We start from the raw sequence: 15,600 nt of genomic DNA, 5'->3' as shown, positions 1-15,600 counted from the left end.
CCTGCTGCATTGGCCCCTGCGGGCCCTCACGGGCCTGGGCAGCGGCCTGCTGGCGCTGCTGATCCTGTTCGAGGAATGGGGCTGGGAGCCGCTGCAGCGCCTGCTGGCGCGCGTCGGCCGCTGGCCGGGGCTGCGCTGGATCGAAGGCTGGGTGCGCTCCCTGCCGCCCTGGGCCGCGGTGGCCTTGTTTGCGCTGCCTACCGCCCTGCTGCTGCCCATCAAGCTGCTGGCGCTCTGGGCCATCGGGCGTGGGCATGTGGTGCTGGGCATGCTGGTCATCGTGCTGGCCAAGGTGGTGGGCACGGCGGTGGTGGCGCGGCTGTTCACCCTCACCCAGCCTGCGCTCATGCAACTGCGCTGGTTTGCCTGGACCCACGCGCACTGGATGCAGCTCAAGCACGCCGTGCTGGAGCGCGCCCGCGCGTCGTGGGCCTGGCGCGTGGCGCGGGTGATCCGGCGGCAGTGGCGGCTGCGCTGGCGCAGGCGCTGACCACCCGACCCTGCCCCGGTGGTCCGCAGGGGCTGCTGCAAAATCCGCCCCATGCCTGCGACCCCGCCCGCTCCCCTGAATGAAGCGCTGGAACTGGCCTTCAACCTCGCCCCCGTGGGCATGTGCGTCACGCGCGAGCGCCGCATCGAAATCTGCAACGACGCTTTTGCCCGCATGTTTGGCTACGAGCAGGCCGAGCTGCTGGGCCAGCCGCTGGCGCCGCTGTACCCGTCTCTGGACGAGTTCACCCACACCGGCAACCTGGGCCTTCCGGCCATGATGGACACCGGCAGCTACGGCGACGAGCGCGTCATGCGACGCCGCGACGGCACTCTGTTCTGGTGCCATGTGGTGGGCCGCACGCTGGACCGTGCAGACCCATTTGCGCGCGCGGTGTGGATGTTCGAGGACATCTCGCACCGCCGCGTGGTCAGCACGCCGCTCACGGTGCGCGAGCGCGAGGTCGCCCAGCACATCGTGACCGGCGCCACCAGCAAGCAGATCGCGCGCCACCTGAACATCAGCCACCGCACGGTGGAGGCCCACCGGGGGCGGATCATGCGCAAGCTGGGTGCCACCAGCACGGGCGAGTTGGTAGCCCTGCTGCTGGGCACGCCCTGACACCACGGACAATCGGGACCCGCCCTCCCCCTCGCCCCTGTCACTGACATGCCGCCCACCCTGCCCCGCCTCTTTGCCCCCACCCGGACCGTTCCTCCGGCCGTGGCCTGGGCCGCCCTGGCACTGCTGATCTTTGTCGCCTGCCTGGTGGGCATCTTTGCGCGGCCCATCGGCTTTCTGTCAGCGTTCTGGCCTGCCAATGCGCTGCTGCTGGGGCTGCTGGTGCGCTACCCCCGCCTGGCGCGGCCGCCCGCCTGGGTGGCGGCGGCAGTGGGCTATGTAGCGGCCGACCTGGTCACCGGCAGCGCCTGGGGCATGGCCCTGTGGCTCAATGCCGCCAACCTGCTGGGCGCCACGGCCGGCTGGCTGGTGTTGCGGGGGCTGGACGAGCACATCCTGCGGCTGCAGCGCACGTCGGCGGCGCTGTACCTGCTGCTGGCAGCCTTGGTCGCCAGCGCGGTGGGCGCGCTGGTCGGCTGTGGCGCGGCGCCGGTGTATTTCGACTCCCCCTGGACGGACCTGTTGTCCCTGTGGTTCAGCACCGAGCTGATGAACTACATGCTCATCGTGCCCGTGGTGCTGGCGGCACCGCGCGCGGCAGATCCCCCCTCGCACACCCAGGACACCCCCCTGTTCTGGCGCCTCGCCCCCGTCAGTTCGCTGGTGCTGGCCGAGGGCATCCGCACGCTCATCGGCGGGCCCGGCATGCTGGCTTTTGTCGTGCCGGGGCTGCTGTGGTGTGCGCTGAGCTACAGCGCCTTCACCTCCAGCCTGCTGTCCCTGGTGGTGTGCCTGTGGACCATGGCGGGTGTGGCCACCGGTGTCCTCAATTTCACACCGGCCCATGCGGGCGACGTGTTCTCGCTGCGCGTGGGGGTCACGCTGCTGGCGCTGGGGCCGCTGGCCGTGGCCTGCGCCAGCGCGGCACGCGCCGAGGCGCTGCGCCGCCTGCACCATGCCGTGCGCCATGACGACCTGACGGGTGTGCTGGCCCGCCGCGCACTGCTCAAACAGGGCGATCGCCTGCTGGAGCGCTACCAGCGCGAATCCACCGGGCTGGCGGTGATGATGGTGGACGTGGACCACTTCAAACAGGTGAACGACCAGCACGGACACGGCGCGGGGGACCGGCTGCTGGTCAGCATTGCGCAGACCATGGCGCGCGCGCTGCGCGCCGACGACGTGCTGGGCCGCATGGGGGGCGAAGAGTTTGCCGCCGTGTTGCCCGGCGTGTCCCCCACCGAGGCCCAGGCCATTGCCGAGCGGGTGCGCGGCGCCGTGGAACGACAGGCGCTGGATGCGACGCAGGGCGGCCCCCAGCGGGCCACCGTCAGCATTGGCCTGGTGCACAGCGCCACCCTGGGCGCAGATGCCGACATGGACACCCTGCTGCTGGCCGCCGACACGGCCCTGTACCGCGCGAAGGCCGAGGGGCGCAACCGGGTGATGGTGGGCTAGGACCCGCCCGGGCCGCTACACGGTCTGCTTCACTCTTGCGCCAGCTTCACACCCGCCCCGGTGCCGCAGGCGTGGCAGAACCGCGCGAACGCGCTCTTGCGGGTGCTGCAGTGGCCGCAGTGGTCGAACAGGCCGATGCCGCAGTGCGGGCAAAAGTCGATCTTCTCGTTCTTCAGGTCCACGGGCCGCTCGCAGCCGGGGCACACGCTCTTGGCCAGACGGGCGAGGGCCACGTCATAGCTCAGCTCCTTGCGGCGCTCCTGGTCGGGCAGGGCCTCGGCCAGCTTCTGGCGCTCCAGGTAGCGGTTGAGCGCCTGGATGGCGTAGCGCCCCACCACAGCGGTCACGGCAATGCCCACCACGTAGCGCACGTAACCGCCGTAGCTGGGCAGGTAGGGCACCAGCTCCACAAAGAAGGCAAACAGCGCAAAGAAGATGAAGCCCCACACAAACGGCCAGTAGGTGCTCTTGCGCTTCTTGACGAACAGCCAGCCGGCGGCGGCCAGCAGCGGCAGCGTGAGGGCCAGGCGGTACAGGAACACGCGCAGCTCGACCTTGCGGCGCTCGGCGGCGAGCTTCACATAGCCGTCAGACTCCATCTGGTTGAGCTGCTCCTGCCGGGCGGCTGCCGCCTGGCGGGCATCGAGGGCGGCCTGCTGCTGCGTCTCCACCGCCTGCTGGGCTTTGCGCTCCACCAGCTTGAGGGCATCGAGCGCCTGGGTGCGCGCGATCACCTCGGGGTCCTGGTCCGCCCGCTGCGTGGCGCTGCGCGTGGACAGCCAGTTGTTGAAGCTCTCCCGCTCGGCCTGCACCTCGCTGCGCACCTTGCTGCGCTGCAGCTGGGCCTGCTCCAGCGCGGTCTGCGCGTCCTGCTCGGCCTGGCGTGCTGTTTTGACCTCGGCGCGCAGCTTGTCGGCTGCGGTTTTGTCCAGAAAGTCGTCCACCCGCAGCGGGGTCTCGACCTTGGGCAGATCGCCCACGATGGTGCCGCCCAGCCCGATGAGGAAGCTGGCAAACACCAGCGCTACCAGCCACAGGCCACGACGGAACCATTTTTCGGACAGTCTCAGGGACTTGCTCATGTTCTTCTCCTCGGTGGCGCTGTGCGCCGGGTTTGGGTGCGCGCGGTAGCGCACCGGCAAATGCTCTTCTTTTTATAGCTACTAGCGCATATATTGATTGCGCCTGCTGGCATTTTGATTCAATTTTTGATCGCCAGCACCACCGGTGCGGCTGCCAGCTGGGTGCGCTGCATCCAGGCCAGCACCGAGTCGACGGTCACAGTCTCGATGCGGTCCGAGAACCGTTTTTCGTTCGGATGGTCGTCAAACGCAATGTTGGCCGACCCGACCCGCCCGCCCATGCGCGTGAGCGGGCCCAGCCTGAGCGTGGTGGGCTCATACCCCTTGAACTGCAGCCAAGCCTGCGCTTGGTCGCGCGAGCGCACGGTGGCGGGCTCCATGGCCATCGCCAGGGTCTCCAGCGCCCATTGGTTGGACTGCTGGTATTTGCGGCCCCACGCGTAGCTGACCATGCTATAGGGCGGGTGCTGCAGCGTCTTGGTGCGGCCCTTGTCCTGCAGCACCGCCAGCAGTCGCTGCTGCACCTCGGGCGTGGGCACGGCGTACACGGCCTCGTAGCGCCACAGGTCGTCCAGAAAGAATTCGCCCAGGCCCTGGCGGTACAAGTGGCCCACCGCAGTGCCACATTCGTTGAGCTTGTGCGCCACGCGCCACGGGCCTTCGGCTGTCTTGTAGGCCCAGCCAAAGTGTGAATAGCGCAGGCCGTACTTGGAGAGGTCCTGCCCCGCACGGGCCAGGGCCACCACTTGCACACCCGACTTGGCGTGCTCGGCATCGAGCGCTGCCGAGGTTTGCTCGGCCAGCTTCATGCCGCGCTCGATCACCTGTGGCGGTACAGGCTTGCGCGATTCGCAAGAGCGGCCCGCATGGGCCGGGGTGGCTGCCAGCAGCGCGGCCCCAGCGAAGAACACCATGCCCACCACGGCAGGGATGCGCTGTGCGGGGTCGCGGCCAAGGTTCAGGGCTTTCATCATCGCGCTGCTCCTCACAGGCGCTCGTTGTGCAGCAGCGCACGGCCGATGGCATTGGGTACGAAGGCAATGGCCTCACCCGCTGCCGACAGGATCACGCCCGTACCGATCACACTGCAGGTGACCACCGTGCCCACCGCGTAGGTCGAGCCCGCCACACCGCGGCCGATCACCTCCACACTGACCTGCGCACCGTCCGAGGCGCGCTCCAGCAAGTACACCGTGCCCACGGCCGAGGCCTCCACCGCCCGCACCGTCAGCACCGCGCCGCCCACCGACAACGCCGCCGGCACCGTCACGACCGCACCGGCGGCCGCCGAGGCCACCGACGCCGTGCCCACCACCGAGGCCACGGGCAACATCGACAGCACGGCAGAAGCCTCGCTCTGCGCACGGGCCGGTGCAGCGGCCACCAGGGCCACACACACCACCCCAGCCGCCAGCAGGGCGCGGGGCAGGCGGGCGGCAGAGCCCCACGAAGAAAACACGGCATTCATCATCATTCACTCCTCGGGGTACGGCCCGCCCACACCCCCAAGGTGCGGACCAGACCGGGTCGAAAGACCAGAAAGAACCAGAAAGAAATTCGTCCAGAAGGGCGGCGGATTGCCGCCTGCGCACACCGGGTGCGATCAGTTCACGTTGCTGCTCTGGGCGGCAGCGTGGGCCGCTTCGCGGCGGCCTTGCAGGCGGGCTTCGAGCAGGTCGGCCTCGTGGTGGTCGCGCAGCATCTTGGCGAGCGTAAAGGCGGTGGTGATGAGGTACAGCCAGCTCACGCCCAGAAACGCCTTGTAGGTCACGTTGATGTCCATGCTCAGCAGGCCCCAGCCCGTCAGGCCCATGGCCACCGCAAATCCACCCCACACCACCAGCTTCCACATGGGGGTGTCACCACCGCCACGGCGCGAGGCGCTTTCGCTGTCTCGCACAAACTTGGCCAGCACAAACGCGGCCGAGAGGCAGAACACATATCCCATCACCATGAACGCCTGCTCCAGCTGCTCGCCCGGCAGCCATGCCAGGCCCACGGCGCACAGAAAAACCGCGATGCCGAACGAGACCCACACCTGCAGCTGCCAGGCCTTGGTGTCACGCTGAACAACGATGGGAGAAGAAGACATTGCTGTGGTGCCCGGAGGGCGTTGGTTGAACACGGAACGAATGGTGCCCAGACGTAACTTGCGTGTCTGCATTGAACCGTAACAGTGGCCACCTGCAGGCCATCCGGTATCGTTTTACGATACTTTTTCTTAGAAAATGGGGTGCAAACCGTTGTTCATGCCCTACGCGGCCCTCGCCATGCACCTGCGCGACAGAGGCAGCAGGCACGGCCACAGAGAATGGCGGCCTCTCCGGGCAAGGCAACTTCTGCCTGCCCCCGGACCTTGCACTTTTGACGGACGGAACCCCACCATGACCAAACCTTTTGACCTCGTCGTCCACGGCGCCACCGGCTTCACCGGCCGCCTGGTGGTCGAGTACTTGCTGCAACGCTACCCCGCCGGCAGCGGCCTGCGCTGGGCCATGGGGGGCCGCAATGCCGACAAACTCGCCGCCGTGCGCGACGAAGTGGGCGCCCCGGCCGACACCCCGCTGGTCGTGACCGACACCAGCAACCCCGCCAGCCTGCAGGCGCTGATGGACGCCACGCGTCTGGTGCTGACCACCGTGGGCCCCTACCAGCTGTATGGCAACGAACTGGTGGCCGCCTGCGCCAAGGCCGGCGTGGACTATGTGGACCTGTGCGGCGAGCCTGCCTGGATGCGCCAGATGATCGACGCGCACGAAGCCGCCGCCAAGGCCAGCGGCGCGCGCATCGTGTTCTCGTGCGGGTTTGACTCCATTCCGTTCGACCTGGGCGTGTTCCTGCTGCAGAAGGAATTCCGCCACCGCTTCGGTCACCCCGCACCCCGCGTGCGCGGCCGGGTGCGCAAGATGAAGGGCACCTTCTCGGGCGGCACCGCCGCCAGCCTCAAGGCCACCATGGCGGCTGCCGCCAGTCAGCCCGGCGTGCTGGACCTGCTGAAAAACCCCTTCTCGCTGACCCCCGGTTTTGAAGGCCCGCGCCAGCCCTCGGGCAACAAGCCCATGGTGGACGAGGCCCTCGGCACCATGGGTGGCGATAGCGTCTGGGTCGCCCCGTTCGTGATGGCCGCCATCAACACCCGCAACGTGCACCGCTCCAACTTCCTGCTGCAGCACGCCTACGGCACCGACTTTGTCTACGACGAAATGCTCATCACCGGCCCCGGCGAAAAGGGCGAGGCCATCGCCAACGCGGTGGCGGGCGACAAGTCGCTGGGCTCGGACAAAGGCCCCAAGCCAGGCGAAGGCCCTTCGCGCGAAGAACGCGAGAACGGCTTTTACGACGTGCTGTTTTTGGGCACCGATGACGCAGGCCACACCCTGCGCGTGGGCGTGAAGGGCGACCGCGACCCGGGCTACGGCTCTACCTCCAAGATGATCACCGAGGCGGCCGTGTGCCTGCTGCAGGAAGCCACGGAAACGCCTGGCGGCATCTGGACCACCGCCCCGGCGATGGGCGACCGGTTGATCGCACGCCTGCAAGCCAATGCAGGGCTGAGCTTCGCGGTCGAGTCGGCGTAACGCTCTCAGAACTTCTTCACGGTCTGGTCCGTTTTCGCACCTTGCTGGTCCTGAAACGACCGGCTGGCGGCCTCCCCGATCCCAGAGAATGCAGGGCATGAACAATTCCCTGCGCCCCCGCGACCTCGCCCTGGCCCTGCTCGTCATCGTGGTCTGGGGCCTCAACTTTGCTGTCATCAAGGTGGGTGTGGCCGGGGTGCCCCCCCTGCTGCTGGGGGCGCTGCGCTACCTGCTGGCAGCCTTTCCGGCGCTCCTGTTTGTCAAGCCGCCCAAGGTGCCGCTGCGGCTGTACCTGCTGTACGGCATGACCATGGCCGTGGGCCAGTTTGCGCTGCTGTTCACCGCCATTCACATCGGCATGCCCTCGGGCCTGGCGTCGCTGGTGCTGCAGTCGCAGTCGTTCTTCACCCTGCTGCTGGCCGCGTGGTGGCTCCGCGAGAAGTGGCTGGGCAACCAGGTGGCAGGCCTCGCGCTGGCGGGCTGCGGGCTGGTGCTGATCGGCAGCGCGCATGGCGCCTCCATGCCGCTGGCAGGCTTTGCGCTCACGGTGGCAGCAGCGGCGATGTGGGGCTGCGGCAATATCGTCACCCGTGCGGTGGGACGGTATGGGCCGATGAACCAGTTTGCCTTCATCGTCTGGTCCAGCGTGGTGGCGCCGCTGCCGTTTGTGGCACTGTCAATGTGGCTGGACGGTCCTGCCACGGTGTGGGCCGCCGTGCAGCATCTGTCCTTCCAATCCATCGCCGCCGTCGCTTACATCGCGTGGATCTCGACCCTGCTGGGCTTCGGGCTGTGGACCTATCTGATGTCACGCTACCCCGTGAACCGCGTGGCGCCCTTCACGCTGCTGGTGCCGGTGGTGGGCCTGACCACGGGGTGGGTGGCGTTTGGCGAGCAGTTGCTGCCCGTGCACTTTGCGGGCGCTGGGCTCTTGATGGCAGGGCTGGTGGTCAACGTGTTTGGCGGCCCGGCCTGGGCGGCCATGATGGGGCGGCTGCGCGGCGCGCAGTAAACGGGCAGAGGCCGACCGCTACACCGCCAGCGGCAGCTCGGTGGTCGAGAGCACGTTGCGCAACACCATGAACGAGCGCACCTGGCGCACCCCGGGCAGGTAGAGCAGTTGCTCGGCGTGCAGCCGGTTGAAGCTGTCGTTGTCGCGCGTGCGCACCAGCATGAAGTAGTCGAACTCGCCGGTGACCACATGGCATTCCATGCAGCCGGACACCTTGGCGGCCGCCTTCTCGAACTCGGCAAACGACTCGGGCGTGGAGCGGTCCAGCACCACGCCAATCATCACCAGCATGCCCGCCCCCACGGCCTGGGGGTTGAGCAGCGCCACCACCTTGTCGATGAGCCCCAGGCGCCGCAGGCGCTCCACGCGGCGCAAGCAAGCGGGGGGACTCAGATGCACCTTCTCGGCCAGTGCGACGTTGGACAGCGACGCATCTCGTTGCAACTGCCGCAGGATGGCTTTGTCGGTGCGGTCCAGCTCGGCAGAGACATCGGCCTGTGGTGCATTCTTGGCACGAACTTTTGTTGCGCACATAAACAATCTAAAGAAATATTTTCGGCTTGCATTCTCTTTCAGAAAACTGAAACGCCGAAATTTTGACAATTTTTGCAACCACTTGATGCGCGTGTTTTTCTACGATGAAGGCACTGCAAGCCCCCCCGCTTGCGCCCCTTCTTCATCGACCGGAACACCGCCATGAACCTGCAGAAATTTGCTCGCCACCCGCTCACCTTTGGCCCCTCGCCCATCACGCCCCTCAACCGCCTGTCGGCGCACCTGGGCGGCAAGGTGCACCTGTATGCCAAGCGCGAGGACTGCAACTCGGGCCTGGCCTTTGGCGGCAACAAGACGCGCAAGCTCGAATACCTGATCCCCGAGGCGATTGCGGGCGGCTACGACACGCTGGTGTCGATTGGCGGCATCCAGTCCAACCAGACGCGCCAGGTGGCCGCCGTGGCCGCGCACCTGGGCATGAAGTGCGTGCTGGTGCAGGAGAACTGGGTGAACTACTCCGACGCGGTGTACGACCGCGTGGGCAACATCGAGATGAGCCGCATCATGGGCGCCGATGTGCGCCTGGACGCTGCGGGCTTTGACATCGGCATCCGCCCCAGCTGGGAGCAGGCCATGGACGACGTGAAGAAGGCGGGTGGCAAGCCCTTCCCCATTCCTGCCGGCTGCTCCGAGCACCCGTACGGCGGCCTGGGCTTCGTGGGCTTTGCCGAAGAAGTACGCCAGCAGGAAAAGGAGCTGGGCTTCCAGTTCGACTACATCGTCGTGTGCTCGGTCACGGGCAGCACGCAGGCGGGCATGGTGGTGGGCTTTGCGGCCGACGGCCGCGCGCGCAAGGTGATTGGCATCGACGCCTCGGCCAAGCCCGAGAAGACGCACGCGCAGATCCTGCGCATTGCCCAGAACACCGCCCAACTCGTCGAGCTGGGCCAGGAGCTGACCGCCGAGGACGTGATCCTGGACACCCGCTACGGCGGCCCCGAGTACGGTCTGCCCAACGAAGGCACGCTCGAAGCCATCCGCCTGTGCGCACGCCAGGAAGGCATGCTGACCGACCCGGTGTACGAAGGCAAGTCCATGCACGGCATGATCGACATGGTGCGCAAGGGCGAATTCCCCGAAGGCTCCCGCGTGCTGTATGCGCACCTGGGAGGGGTGCCGGCGTTGAACGCCTACAGCTTTCTTTTTCGCAACGGCTAAGCGCAATTCATTCATAGCCGAGCACTTCACAGACCTTGTAGGTCTTTCAGTGATTTGAGGAGGGGTAAGACCGTCGCGACGGGCCCATGTGGCTCTCTTCAAGCCCCCGAAGGGGTGGGCATATCAATACGATGCATCGGCTACGACCCCACTCCGGGTTACAGCCGGTAGCTTCGAGGGGTCTCAAGCGCTCAAGTGACGAAGTCTTGAAAGACCCGGGTGCTGCAAGATTGAGCAGGATCCGGCGTGACTGCCGGTCCCGGTAGATCAAACCCACCGAGCACGCCTGACGCCCCAAAAGCCGAACAGCATAAGCCCCGCAAGCACTGCCAGCGCCCAGTTGCTCAAAGTTGGAATGCCTTGCGCCGAGGAAAGAATGAGTGGCACTACTGGGTCGTTGATAACGCCATCCGCTCCAGTGAAGGTATCGTCACCCAACCCGTTATCGGTTATGTCGTAACTCACCGTATTGCCAGCGATCACCATATTGTTCGGCGTGTACCAGACTGTCGCGCCAGAAGACGTCGGCGTCTTTCCATACTTGCGTGCTGTGCGCCCCGCTAAATCTGGCCAAGTAACCGCAACGCGAACAGTTTCACCTGCGGTACAACCCGTGAGTCTGATTTTGAGACCGCCATATGGAGCAACACCTCCGTCAAATAAAGGAGGGGTAAACGCAACCGTATTGGTCGTATCAATAGCGCAGCTCGCACTCCCGCTCACGATTTGAGCGGATACCGTGCCACCGCCAACCGCTGTTGTGATTGCCCCTGTTTGCCGGACCACATAGGTGAATTGGTCTGACGCGCTCGTGGCGCTGGTGCCGCCGGTGGTCGTCACGCGCACATCCACCGTGCCCGTCCCTGCAGGGGCTGTGGCGGTGATCTGCGTGGCTGAGTTCACAGTAAAGCCCGTGGCTGGTGCCGCACCAAAACTCACCGCCGTCGCACCCGTGAAGTTCGTGCCCGTGATGGTCACTGACGTGCCGCCTCCTGTTGGACCTGCTGTCGGCGAGATCGACGTGACCGCAGGCGCTGCGACATAGGTGAACTGGTCCGCTGCGCTGGTCGCGCTGGTACCACCAACTGTTGTCACGCGCACATCCACCGTGCCCGTCCCCGCAGGGACTGTGGCGGCGATCTGCGTGGCTGAGTTCACAGTAAAGCCCGTGGCTGGTGCCGCACCAAAACTCACCGCCGTCGCACCCGTGAAGTTCGTGCCCATGACGGTCACCGACGTGCCGCCTCCTGTTGGACCTGCTGTCGGCGAGATCGACGTGACCGTAGGCGCTGCGACATAGGTGTACTGGTCCGCTGCGCTGGTCGCGCTGGTACCACCAACTGTTGTCACCCGCACGTCCACCGTGCCCGCACTGCCTGCCGGCGCCGTGGCCGTAATCTGCGTGGCCGAGTTGACGGTGAAGCCTGTGGCCGCCGTCGCGCCAAAGGTCACCGCCGTTGTCCCAGCGAGGTTTGTCCCCGTGACAATCACCGACGTCCCACCTGTGATTGGCCCCGCCGTAGGCGAGATCGACGTGACCGTGGGCGCTGCCACGTAAGTGAACTGATCCGCTGCGCTGGTCGCGCTGGTACCACCAACTGTTGTCACTCGCACGTCCACCGTGCCCGCACTGCCTGCCGGCGCCGTGGCCGTAATCTGCGTGGCCGAGTTGACGGTGAAGCCCGTGGCCGCCGTCGCGCCAAAGGTCACCGCCGTCGTACCACTCAGGTTCGTGCCCGTGATCGTGACCGTGGTCCCGCCCACGCTCAGGCCACTCGTCGGCGAGATCGACGTGACCGTGGGCGCAGGCACGTAAGTGAACTGGTCCGCTGCACTGGTCGCGCTGGTGCCACCAACTGTTGTCACGCGCACGTCCACCGTGCCCGTTCCCGCCGGCGCTGTCGCAGTCACTTGCGTGGCCGAGTTGACGGTGAAGCCCGTGGCCGCCGTCGCGCCAAAGGTCACTGCCGTCGCAGCACTCAGGTTCGTGCCCGTGATCGTGACCGTGGTTCCGCCAATTGCGGGACCCGCCGTGGGTGATATCGATGTCACTGTGGGCGCTGCCACGTAAGTGAACTGGTCCGCTGCACTGGTCGCGCTGGTACCACCAACTGTTGTTACCCGCACGTCCACTGTGCCCGTTCCCGCTGGCGCCGTGGCCGTAATCTGCGTGGCCGAGTTGATGGTGAAGCCCGTGGCCGCCGTCGCGCCAAAGGTCACCGCCGTCGCACCCGTGAAGTTCGTGCCCGTGATGGTCACCGACGTGCCGCCTCCTGTTGGACCTGCTGTCGGCGAGATCGACGTGACCGTGGGCGCTGGCACGTAAGTGAATTGATCCGCTGCGCTGGTCGCGCTGGTGCCGCCCGTGGTCGTCACGCGCACATCCACCGTGCCCGTCCCTGCGGGGGCAGTGGCGGCGATCGAGGTGGCTGAGTTCACAGTAAAGCCCGTGGCTGCTGCCGCACCAAAACTCACCGCCGTCGCACCCGTGAAGCTCGTGCCCGTGATGGTCACTGACGTGCCGCCTCCTGTTGGACCTGCTGTCGGCGAGATCGACGTGACCGCAGGCGCTGCGACATAGGTGTACTGGTCCGCTGCGCTGGTCGCACTGGTACCCCCAGCTGTTGTCACGCGCACGTCCACCGTGCCCGCACTGCCTGCCGGCGCCGTGGCCGTAATCTGCGTGGCCGAGTTGACGGTGAAGCCCGTGGCCGCCGCACCACCAAAGACCACGGATGTCGTGCCCGAGAAGCCACTCCCAGTGATAACCACAGTGGTCCCGCCAGCTACTGGGCCCGCCGTAGGCGAAATGGATGTCACTGTGGGCGCTGCCACGTAAGTGAACTGGTCCGCTGCACTGGTCGCGCTGGTACCACCAGCTGTTGTCACGCGCACGTCCACCGTGCCCGCACTGCCTGCCGGCGCCGTGGCCGTAATCTGTGTGGCCGAGTTGACGGTGAAGCTCGCTGCCGCGGCACCAAAAGTCACAGCGGTTACCCCAGTGAAGTTCGTTCCGGTAAGGACTACCGGAGTTCCGCCAGAAGTTGGTCCACTCGTCGGTGAGATGGACGTAATCGTCGGTCCAGGCAACGCAATTGTGATGGCGAAAGAAGTATTCGTTGTTCCAGAAGAAGTGCAACTCCCTAGAGAACTACTGCAATCGCTCGCATACCAGAGCGTGATGGTGTCGCTTCCCGGACTTGTCTGGGAATCAAGGCGGATGGTGTACTCAGGGAAGTCAACCCCACTGCCAACTGGAAGTAGGGTGTATGTTGCCTTGCTAGTGGAAATGCTCAGATTCGTCGGCGACGCAGCAGATGTTCCTGCTATTGGGAAGTAAGTGGAGGCAATGACATTCGGATTGCCTCCCCCTGCCGCCTGTCCGTATAGGCCCCAGCGGACTACATCATTTGTCAGACAGAGGCCAACCGCGTTAGGGGCCCCGGTTCCCGCAATGGCAACGCTAGTACCAGTGGTGGAACCCGACGTGTAGTTGCAAGCGGCTTGTGCACCAGCGATGCATCCCAAGCCCAACCCCAACACGGCTAACCACCGCAAAGCCGCCTGCGAACGCCGTGCCCATGAGATACCGCACACAAGAAAGACTAAACCTACTGCGCCAAAGAATGAAATCGCCATAGCCCCCCCGAACTGCCTACCGGCTGTTGAAAGAATTTTTTATGCGCATGATATGTCCTGTTGCAGCAGTCCAGCGACTCGACCATGCAAGCTCTCCGGGGTGACGAGGAGTGACTGAACAGGCGCCCCCACATTCAGCCCCACGCGGCTGTAGAAGCCCCGGCGGAACGGCCGCACCATCGCGCCGCCTTTTTCAATGCGGCTGAAGTACGAGCCCCACAGGTTGGTCAACGCCATGGGGATCACCGGCGCCTCGACACCCTCGGCCTTCGCCCGTTCGATGATCTTCATGATGCCGCCCTTGAACTCCTGCAGCTGCCCGTCCTTGGTGATTCCACCCTCGGGGAAGATGGCAAGCAAGTCGCCCTCGCGCAGCACCTGGGCAGCACGGTCGAAAGCCGCTTCATAGGTCTTCGGGTCTTCCTTGTACGGCGCAATCGGGATGGCCTTGGCCAGGCGGAAGAGCCAGCCCAGCACCGGCACGCGGAAGATGCGGTGATCCATCACGAAGTAGATGGGGCGCGGGCTGGCGGCCATGAGCAGCACGGCATCCACAAAGCTCACGTGGTTGCACGCCAGGATGGCCGCGCCGGTGGACGGCAGGTTTTCATCGCCCTGCACCTTGAAGCGGTACACGAACCGGGAAGACACCCACGCGATGAAGCGCAGCAGGTATTCAGGCACCAGCATGAAGATGTAGAACGCCACCACGGCGTTGGCCAGGCCGGTGAACAGGAAGATCTGCGGCACCGTGAAGCCCGCGCCCAGCAAGGCGCCGGCGATGAGCGAGCTGCCGATCATGAACAGCGCGTTCAGAATATTGTTGGCCGCGATGATGCGTGCGCGGTGTGTGGGCTGGCTGCGCATCTGGATCAGCGCGTACATGGGTACGCTGTACAGGCCCGCGAACAGGCTGAGCAGCGCTAGGTCCAGCATCACGCGCCAGTGGGCGCCCTGGGCCACGAAGGCGGCCAGGCCCATGATCTCGGACGGCGGCAGGCTGCGCGACGCGAAATACAGGTCGATGGAGAACACGCTCATGCCGATGGCGCCCAGCGGCACCAGGCCGATCTCGACATGGCGGCGCGACAGCACCTCGCACAGCAGCGAGCCCACACCAATGCCGATGGAGAACACCACCAGCAGCAGCGAGGCCACCTGCTCGTTGCCATGCAGCACGTTCTTGGCCAGGCTGGGGAACTGGCTCAGGAACACCGCGCCAAAGAACCACATCCAGCTGATGCCCAGCAGCGAGCGGAACACCACCACGTTCTCGTGTGCCAGCTTGAGGTTGCGCCAGGTTTCGGTGAAGGGATTCCAGTTGATGGTGAGGCCTGGATCAGTGGCGGGCACGGACGGAATGAACTGCGCCACGGCGCGCCCAATCAGTGCAGCCACCACACAGGCCACGGCCACGGTGGTGTGACCGATGCCCGGGATGGCCACCAGCAAACCACCGGCCACATTGCCCAGCAAGATGGCCACAAACGTGCCCATCTCGACCATGCCATTGCCGCCTGTGAGCTCGCGCTCGTTGAGCACCTGGGGCATGTACGCAAACTTGACGGGGCCGAATAGCGTGGAGTGCACGCCCATCAAGAAGGTGCACAGCAGCAAGATGGGAATGTTGCCTGCGATGAAGCCCACGGCCGCCACCAGCATGATGGCGATCTCCAGGTTCTTCACGAAGCGGATCATCTTCGTCTTGTCGTACTTGTCGGTGAGCTGGCCCGATGTGGCCGAGAACAGCAGGAACGGCAGGATGAACAGCGCGCCGATCACCAGCCCCGCCATCGCGGGCGGCAGCCAGTCCACACTGAGCTGGTAGGTCACCATCACCGTGAAGGCGAACTTGAAGAGGTTGTCGTTGGCCGCACCCGAAAACTGCGTCCAGAAAAACGGTGCAAAGCGCCGCTGGCGCAGGAGGGCAAACTGGTTCGGGTCCTCGTGCGTGGGTGCGGGGGCCACGCTGGTGGAGGCGGTGTCGGGGCTCATGCGTTTCTCCTC

Annotated in this window: 13 protein-coding genes; 6 read left to right on the top strand and 7 right to left on the bottom strand. The window is 65.7% G+C overall.

Translation table 11 applies throughout. The annotated features are described in order from the left end of the window. Positions 1-151 precede the first annotated feature (151 nt). The 3 genes from ASD94_RS22435 to ASD94_RS22425 are packed head-to-tail and all read left to right on the top strand — an operon-like array spanning position 152 to position 2,569. Positions 152-490 carry a hypothetical protein gene (locus tag ASD94_RS22435; protein WP_235510736.1) on the top strand — a complete coding sequence of 113 codons (339 nt, stop codon included), beginning with the start codon at positions 152-154 and terminating at the stop codon, positions 488-490. 51 nt (positions 491-541) lie between these two features. Further along, complete coding sequence (locus ASD94_RS22430) at positions 542-1,111, top strand: PAS and helix-turn-helix domain-containing protein (protein ID WP_056648071.1); 570 nt, start codon at positions 542-544, stop codon at positions 1,109-1,111. A gap of 48 nt (positions 1,112-1,159) precedes the next feature. Further along, positions 1,160-2,569 (top strand): diguanylate cyclase, encoded by a 1,410-nt coding sequence (locus ASD94_RS22425; RefSeq protein ID WP_056648068.1) that lies wholly within the window; start codon positions 1,160-1,162, stop codon positions 2,567-2,569. A 29-nt stretch (positions 2,570-2,598) separates the two neighbouring features. Here ASD94_RS22425 and ASD94_RS22420 read toward each other — a convergent pair whose 3' ends face one another. The 4 genes from ASD94_RS22420 to ASD94_RS22405 all read right to left on the bottom strand — a co-directional run bounded on the left by ASD94_RS22420 (position 2,599) and on the right by ASD94_RS22405 (position 5,743). Next, positions 2,599-3,651 (bottom strand): zinc ribbon domain-containing protein, encoded by a 1,053-nt coding sequence (locus ASD94_RS22420; protein WP_056648374.1) that lies wholly within the window; start codon positions 3,649-3,651, stop codon positions 2,599-2,601. A 119-nt stretch (positions 3,652-3,770) separates the two neighbouring features. Next, positions 3,771-4,622 (bottom strand): DUF2145 domain-containing protein, encoded by an 852-nt coding sequence (locus tag ASD94_RS22415; protein WP_082576982.1) that lies wholly within the window; start codon positions 4,620-4,622, stop codon positions 3,771-3,773. A gap of 14 nt (positions 4,623-4,636) precedes the next feature. Next, positions 4,637-5,122: a hypothetical protein gene (locus tag ASD94_RS22410; protein ID WP_369818085.1), complete on the bottom strand. Its 486-nt coding sequence runs from the start codon at positions 5,120-5,122 to the stop codon at positions 4,637-4,639. A gap of 132 nt (positions 5,123-5,254) precedes the next feature. Then, on the bottom strand, positions 5,255-5,743 hold the full coding sequence (locus ASD94_RS22405; RefSeq protein ID WP_056648063.1) for a YiaA/YiaB family inner membrane protein: 489 nt from the start codon (positions 5,741-5,743) through the stop codon (positions 5,255-5,257). A gap of 292 nt (positions 5,744-6,035) precedes the next feature. On the opposite strand from ASD94_RS22405, the gene ASD94_RS22400 reads away from it, so the two are divergent. Then, positions 6,036-7,229, top strand: a complete 1,194-nt coding sequence (locus ASD94_RS22400) for a trans-acting enoyl reductase family protein (protein WP_056648058.1) — start codon at positions 6,036-6,038, stop codon at positions 7,227-7,229. A 97-nt stretch (positions 7,230-7,326) separates the two neighbouring features. Then, a complete protein-coding gene (locus ASD94_RS22395) occupies positions 7,327-8,241 on the top strand; it encodes an EamA family transporter (RefSeq protein ID WP_056648368.1) in 915 nt (304 codons plus the stop codon). An 18-nt stretch (positions 8,242-8,259) separates the two neighbouring features. On the opposite strand, the gene ASD94_RS22390 is transcribed toward ASD94_RS22395, so the two are convergent. Further along, positions 8,260-8,775: an Lrp/AsnC family transcriptional regulator gene (locus ASD94_RS22390; RefSeq protein ID WP_056648055.1), complete on the bottom strand. Its 516-nt coding sequence runs from the start codon at positions 8,773-8,775 to the stop codon at positions 8,260-8,262. A 162-nt stretch (positions 8,776-8,937) separates the two neighbouring features. On the opposite strand from ASD94_RS22390, the gene ASD94_RS22385 reads away from it, so the two are divergent. Further along, positions 8,938-9,954, top strand: a complete 1,017-nt coding sequence (locus ASD94_RS22385) for a 1-aminocyclopropane-1-carboxylate deaminase (RefSeq protein WP_056648366.1) — start codon at positions 8,938-8,940, stop codon at positions 9,952-9,954. A gap of 267 nt (positions 9,955-10,221) precedes the next feature. On the opposite strand, the gene ASD94_RS23420 is transcribed toward ASD94_RS22385, so the two are convergent. Next, positions 10,222-13,593 carry an IPTL-CTERM sorting domain-containing protein gene (locus tag ASD94_RS23420; RefSeq protein WP_082576977.1) on the bottom strand — a complete coding sequence of 1,124 codons (3,372 nt, stop codon included), beginning with the start codon at positions 13,591-13,593 and terminating at the stop codon, positions 10,222-10,224. Between the two features lie 39 nt (positions 13,594-13,632). After that, positions 13,633-15,588, bottom strand: coding sequence for an MFS transporter (locus ASD94_RS22365; protein WP_056648039.1), 1,956 nt, complete (start codon positions 15,586-15,588; stop codon positions 13,633-13,635). Positions 15,589-15,600 lie beyond the last annotated feature (12 nt).

The organism is Acidovorax sp. Root70 (assembly GCF_001428225.1).
In the GTDB taxonomy this organism is placed as follows: domain Bacteria; phylum Pseudomonadota; class Gammaproteobacteria; order Burkholderiales; family Burkholderiaceae_C; genus Acidovorax.
Note: the sequence above shows the minus strand (reverse complement) of the source record. Positions and strands in the feature narration are given on the sequence as shown.

Excerpts from the sequence above, each read along its gene's own strand:
- ASD94_RS22430 (WP_056648071.1), top strand. The coding sequence starts at position 542 with ATGCCTGCGACCCCGCCCGCTCCCCTGAATGAAGCGCTGGAACTGGCC.
- ASD94_RS22425 (WP_056648068.1), top strand. The coding sequence starts at position 1,160 with ATGCCGCCCACCCTGCCCCGCCTCTTTGCCCCCACCCGGACCGTTCCT.
- ASD94_RS22420 (WP_056648374.1), bottom strand. The coding sequence starts at position 3,651 with ATGAGCAAGTCCCTGAGACTGTCCGAAAAATGGTTCCGTCGTGGCCTG.
- ASD94_RS22415 (WP_082576982.1), bottom strand. The coding sequence starts at position 4,622 with ATGAAAGCCCTGAACCTTGGCCGCGACCCCGCACAGCGCATCCCTGCC.
- ASD94_RS22410 (WP_369818085.1), bottom strand. The coding sequence starts at position 5,122 with ATGATGAATGCCGTGTTTTCTTCGTGGGGCTCTGCCGCCCGCCTGCCC.
- ASD94_RS22405 (WP_056648063.1), bottom strand. The coding sequence starts at position 5,743 with ATGTCTTCTTCTCCCATCGTTGTTCAGCGTGACACCAAGGCCTGGCAG.
- ASD94_RS22400 (WP_056648058.1), top strand. The coding sequence starts at position 6,036 with ATGACCAAACCTTTTGACCTCGTCGTCCACGGCGCCACCGGCTTCACC.
- ASD94_RS22395 (WP_056648368.1), top strand. The coding sequence starts at position 7,327 with ATGAACAATTCCCTGCGCCCCCGCGACCTCGCCCTGGCCCTGCTCGTC.
- ASD94_RS22390 (WP_056648055.1), bottom strand. The coding sequence starts at position 8,775 with ATGTGCGCAACAAAAGTTCGTGCCAAGAATGCACCACAGGCCGATGTC.
- ASD94_RS22385 (WP_056648366.1), top strand. The coding sequence starts at position 8,938 with ATGAACCTGCAGAAATTTGCTCGCCACCCGCTCACCTTTGGCCCCTCG.
- ASD94_RS23420 (WP_082576977.1), bottom strand. The coding sequence starts at position 13,593 with ATGGCGATTTCATTCTTTGGCGCAGTAGGTTTAGTCTTTCTTGTGTGC.
- ASD94_RS22365 (WP_056648039.1), bottom strand. The coding sequence starts at position 15,588 with ATGAGCCCCGACACCGCCTCCACCAGCGTGGCCCCCGCACCCACGCAC.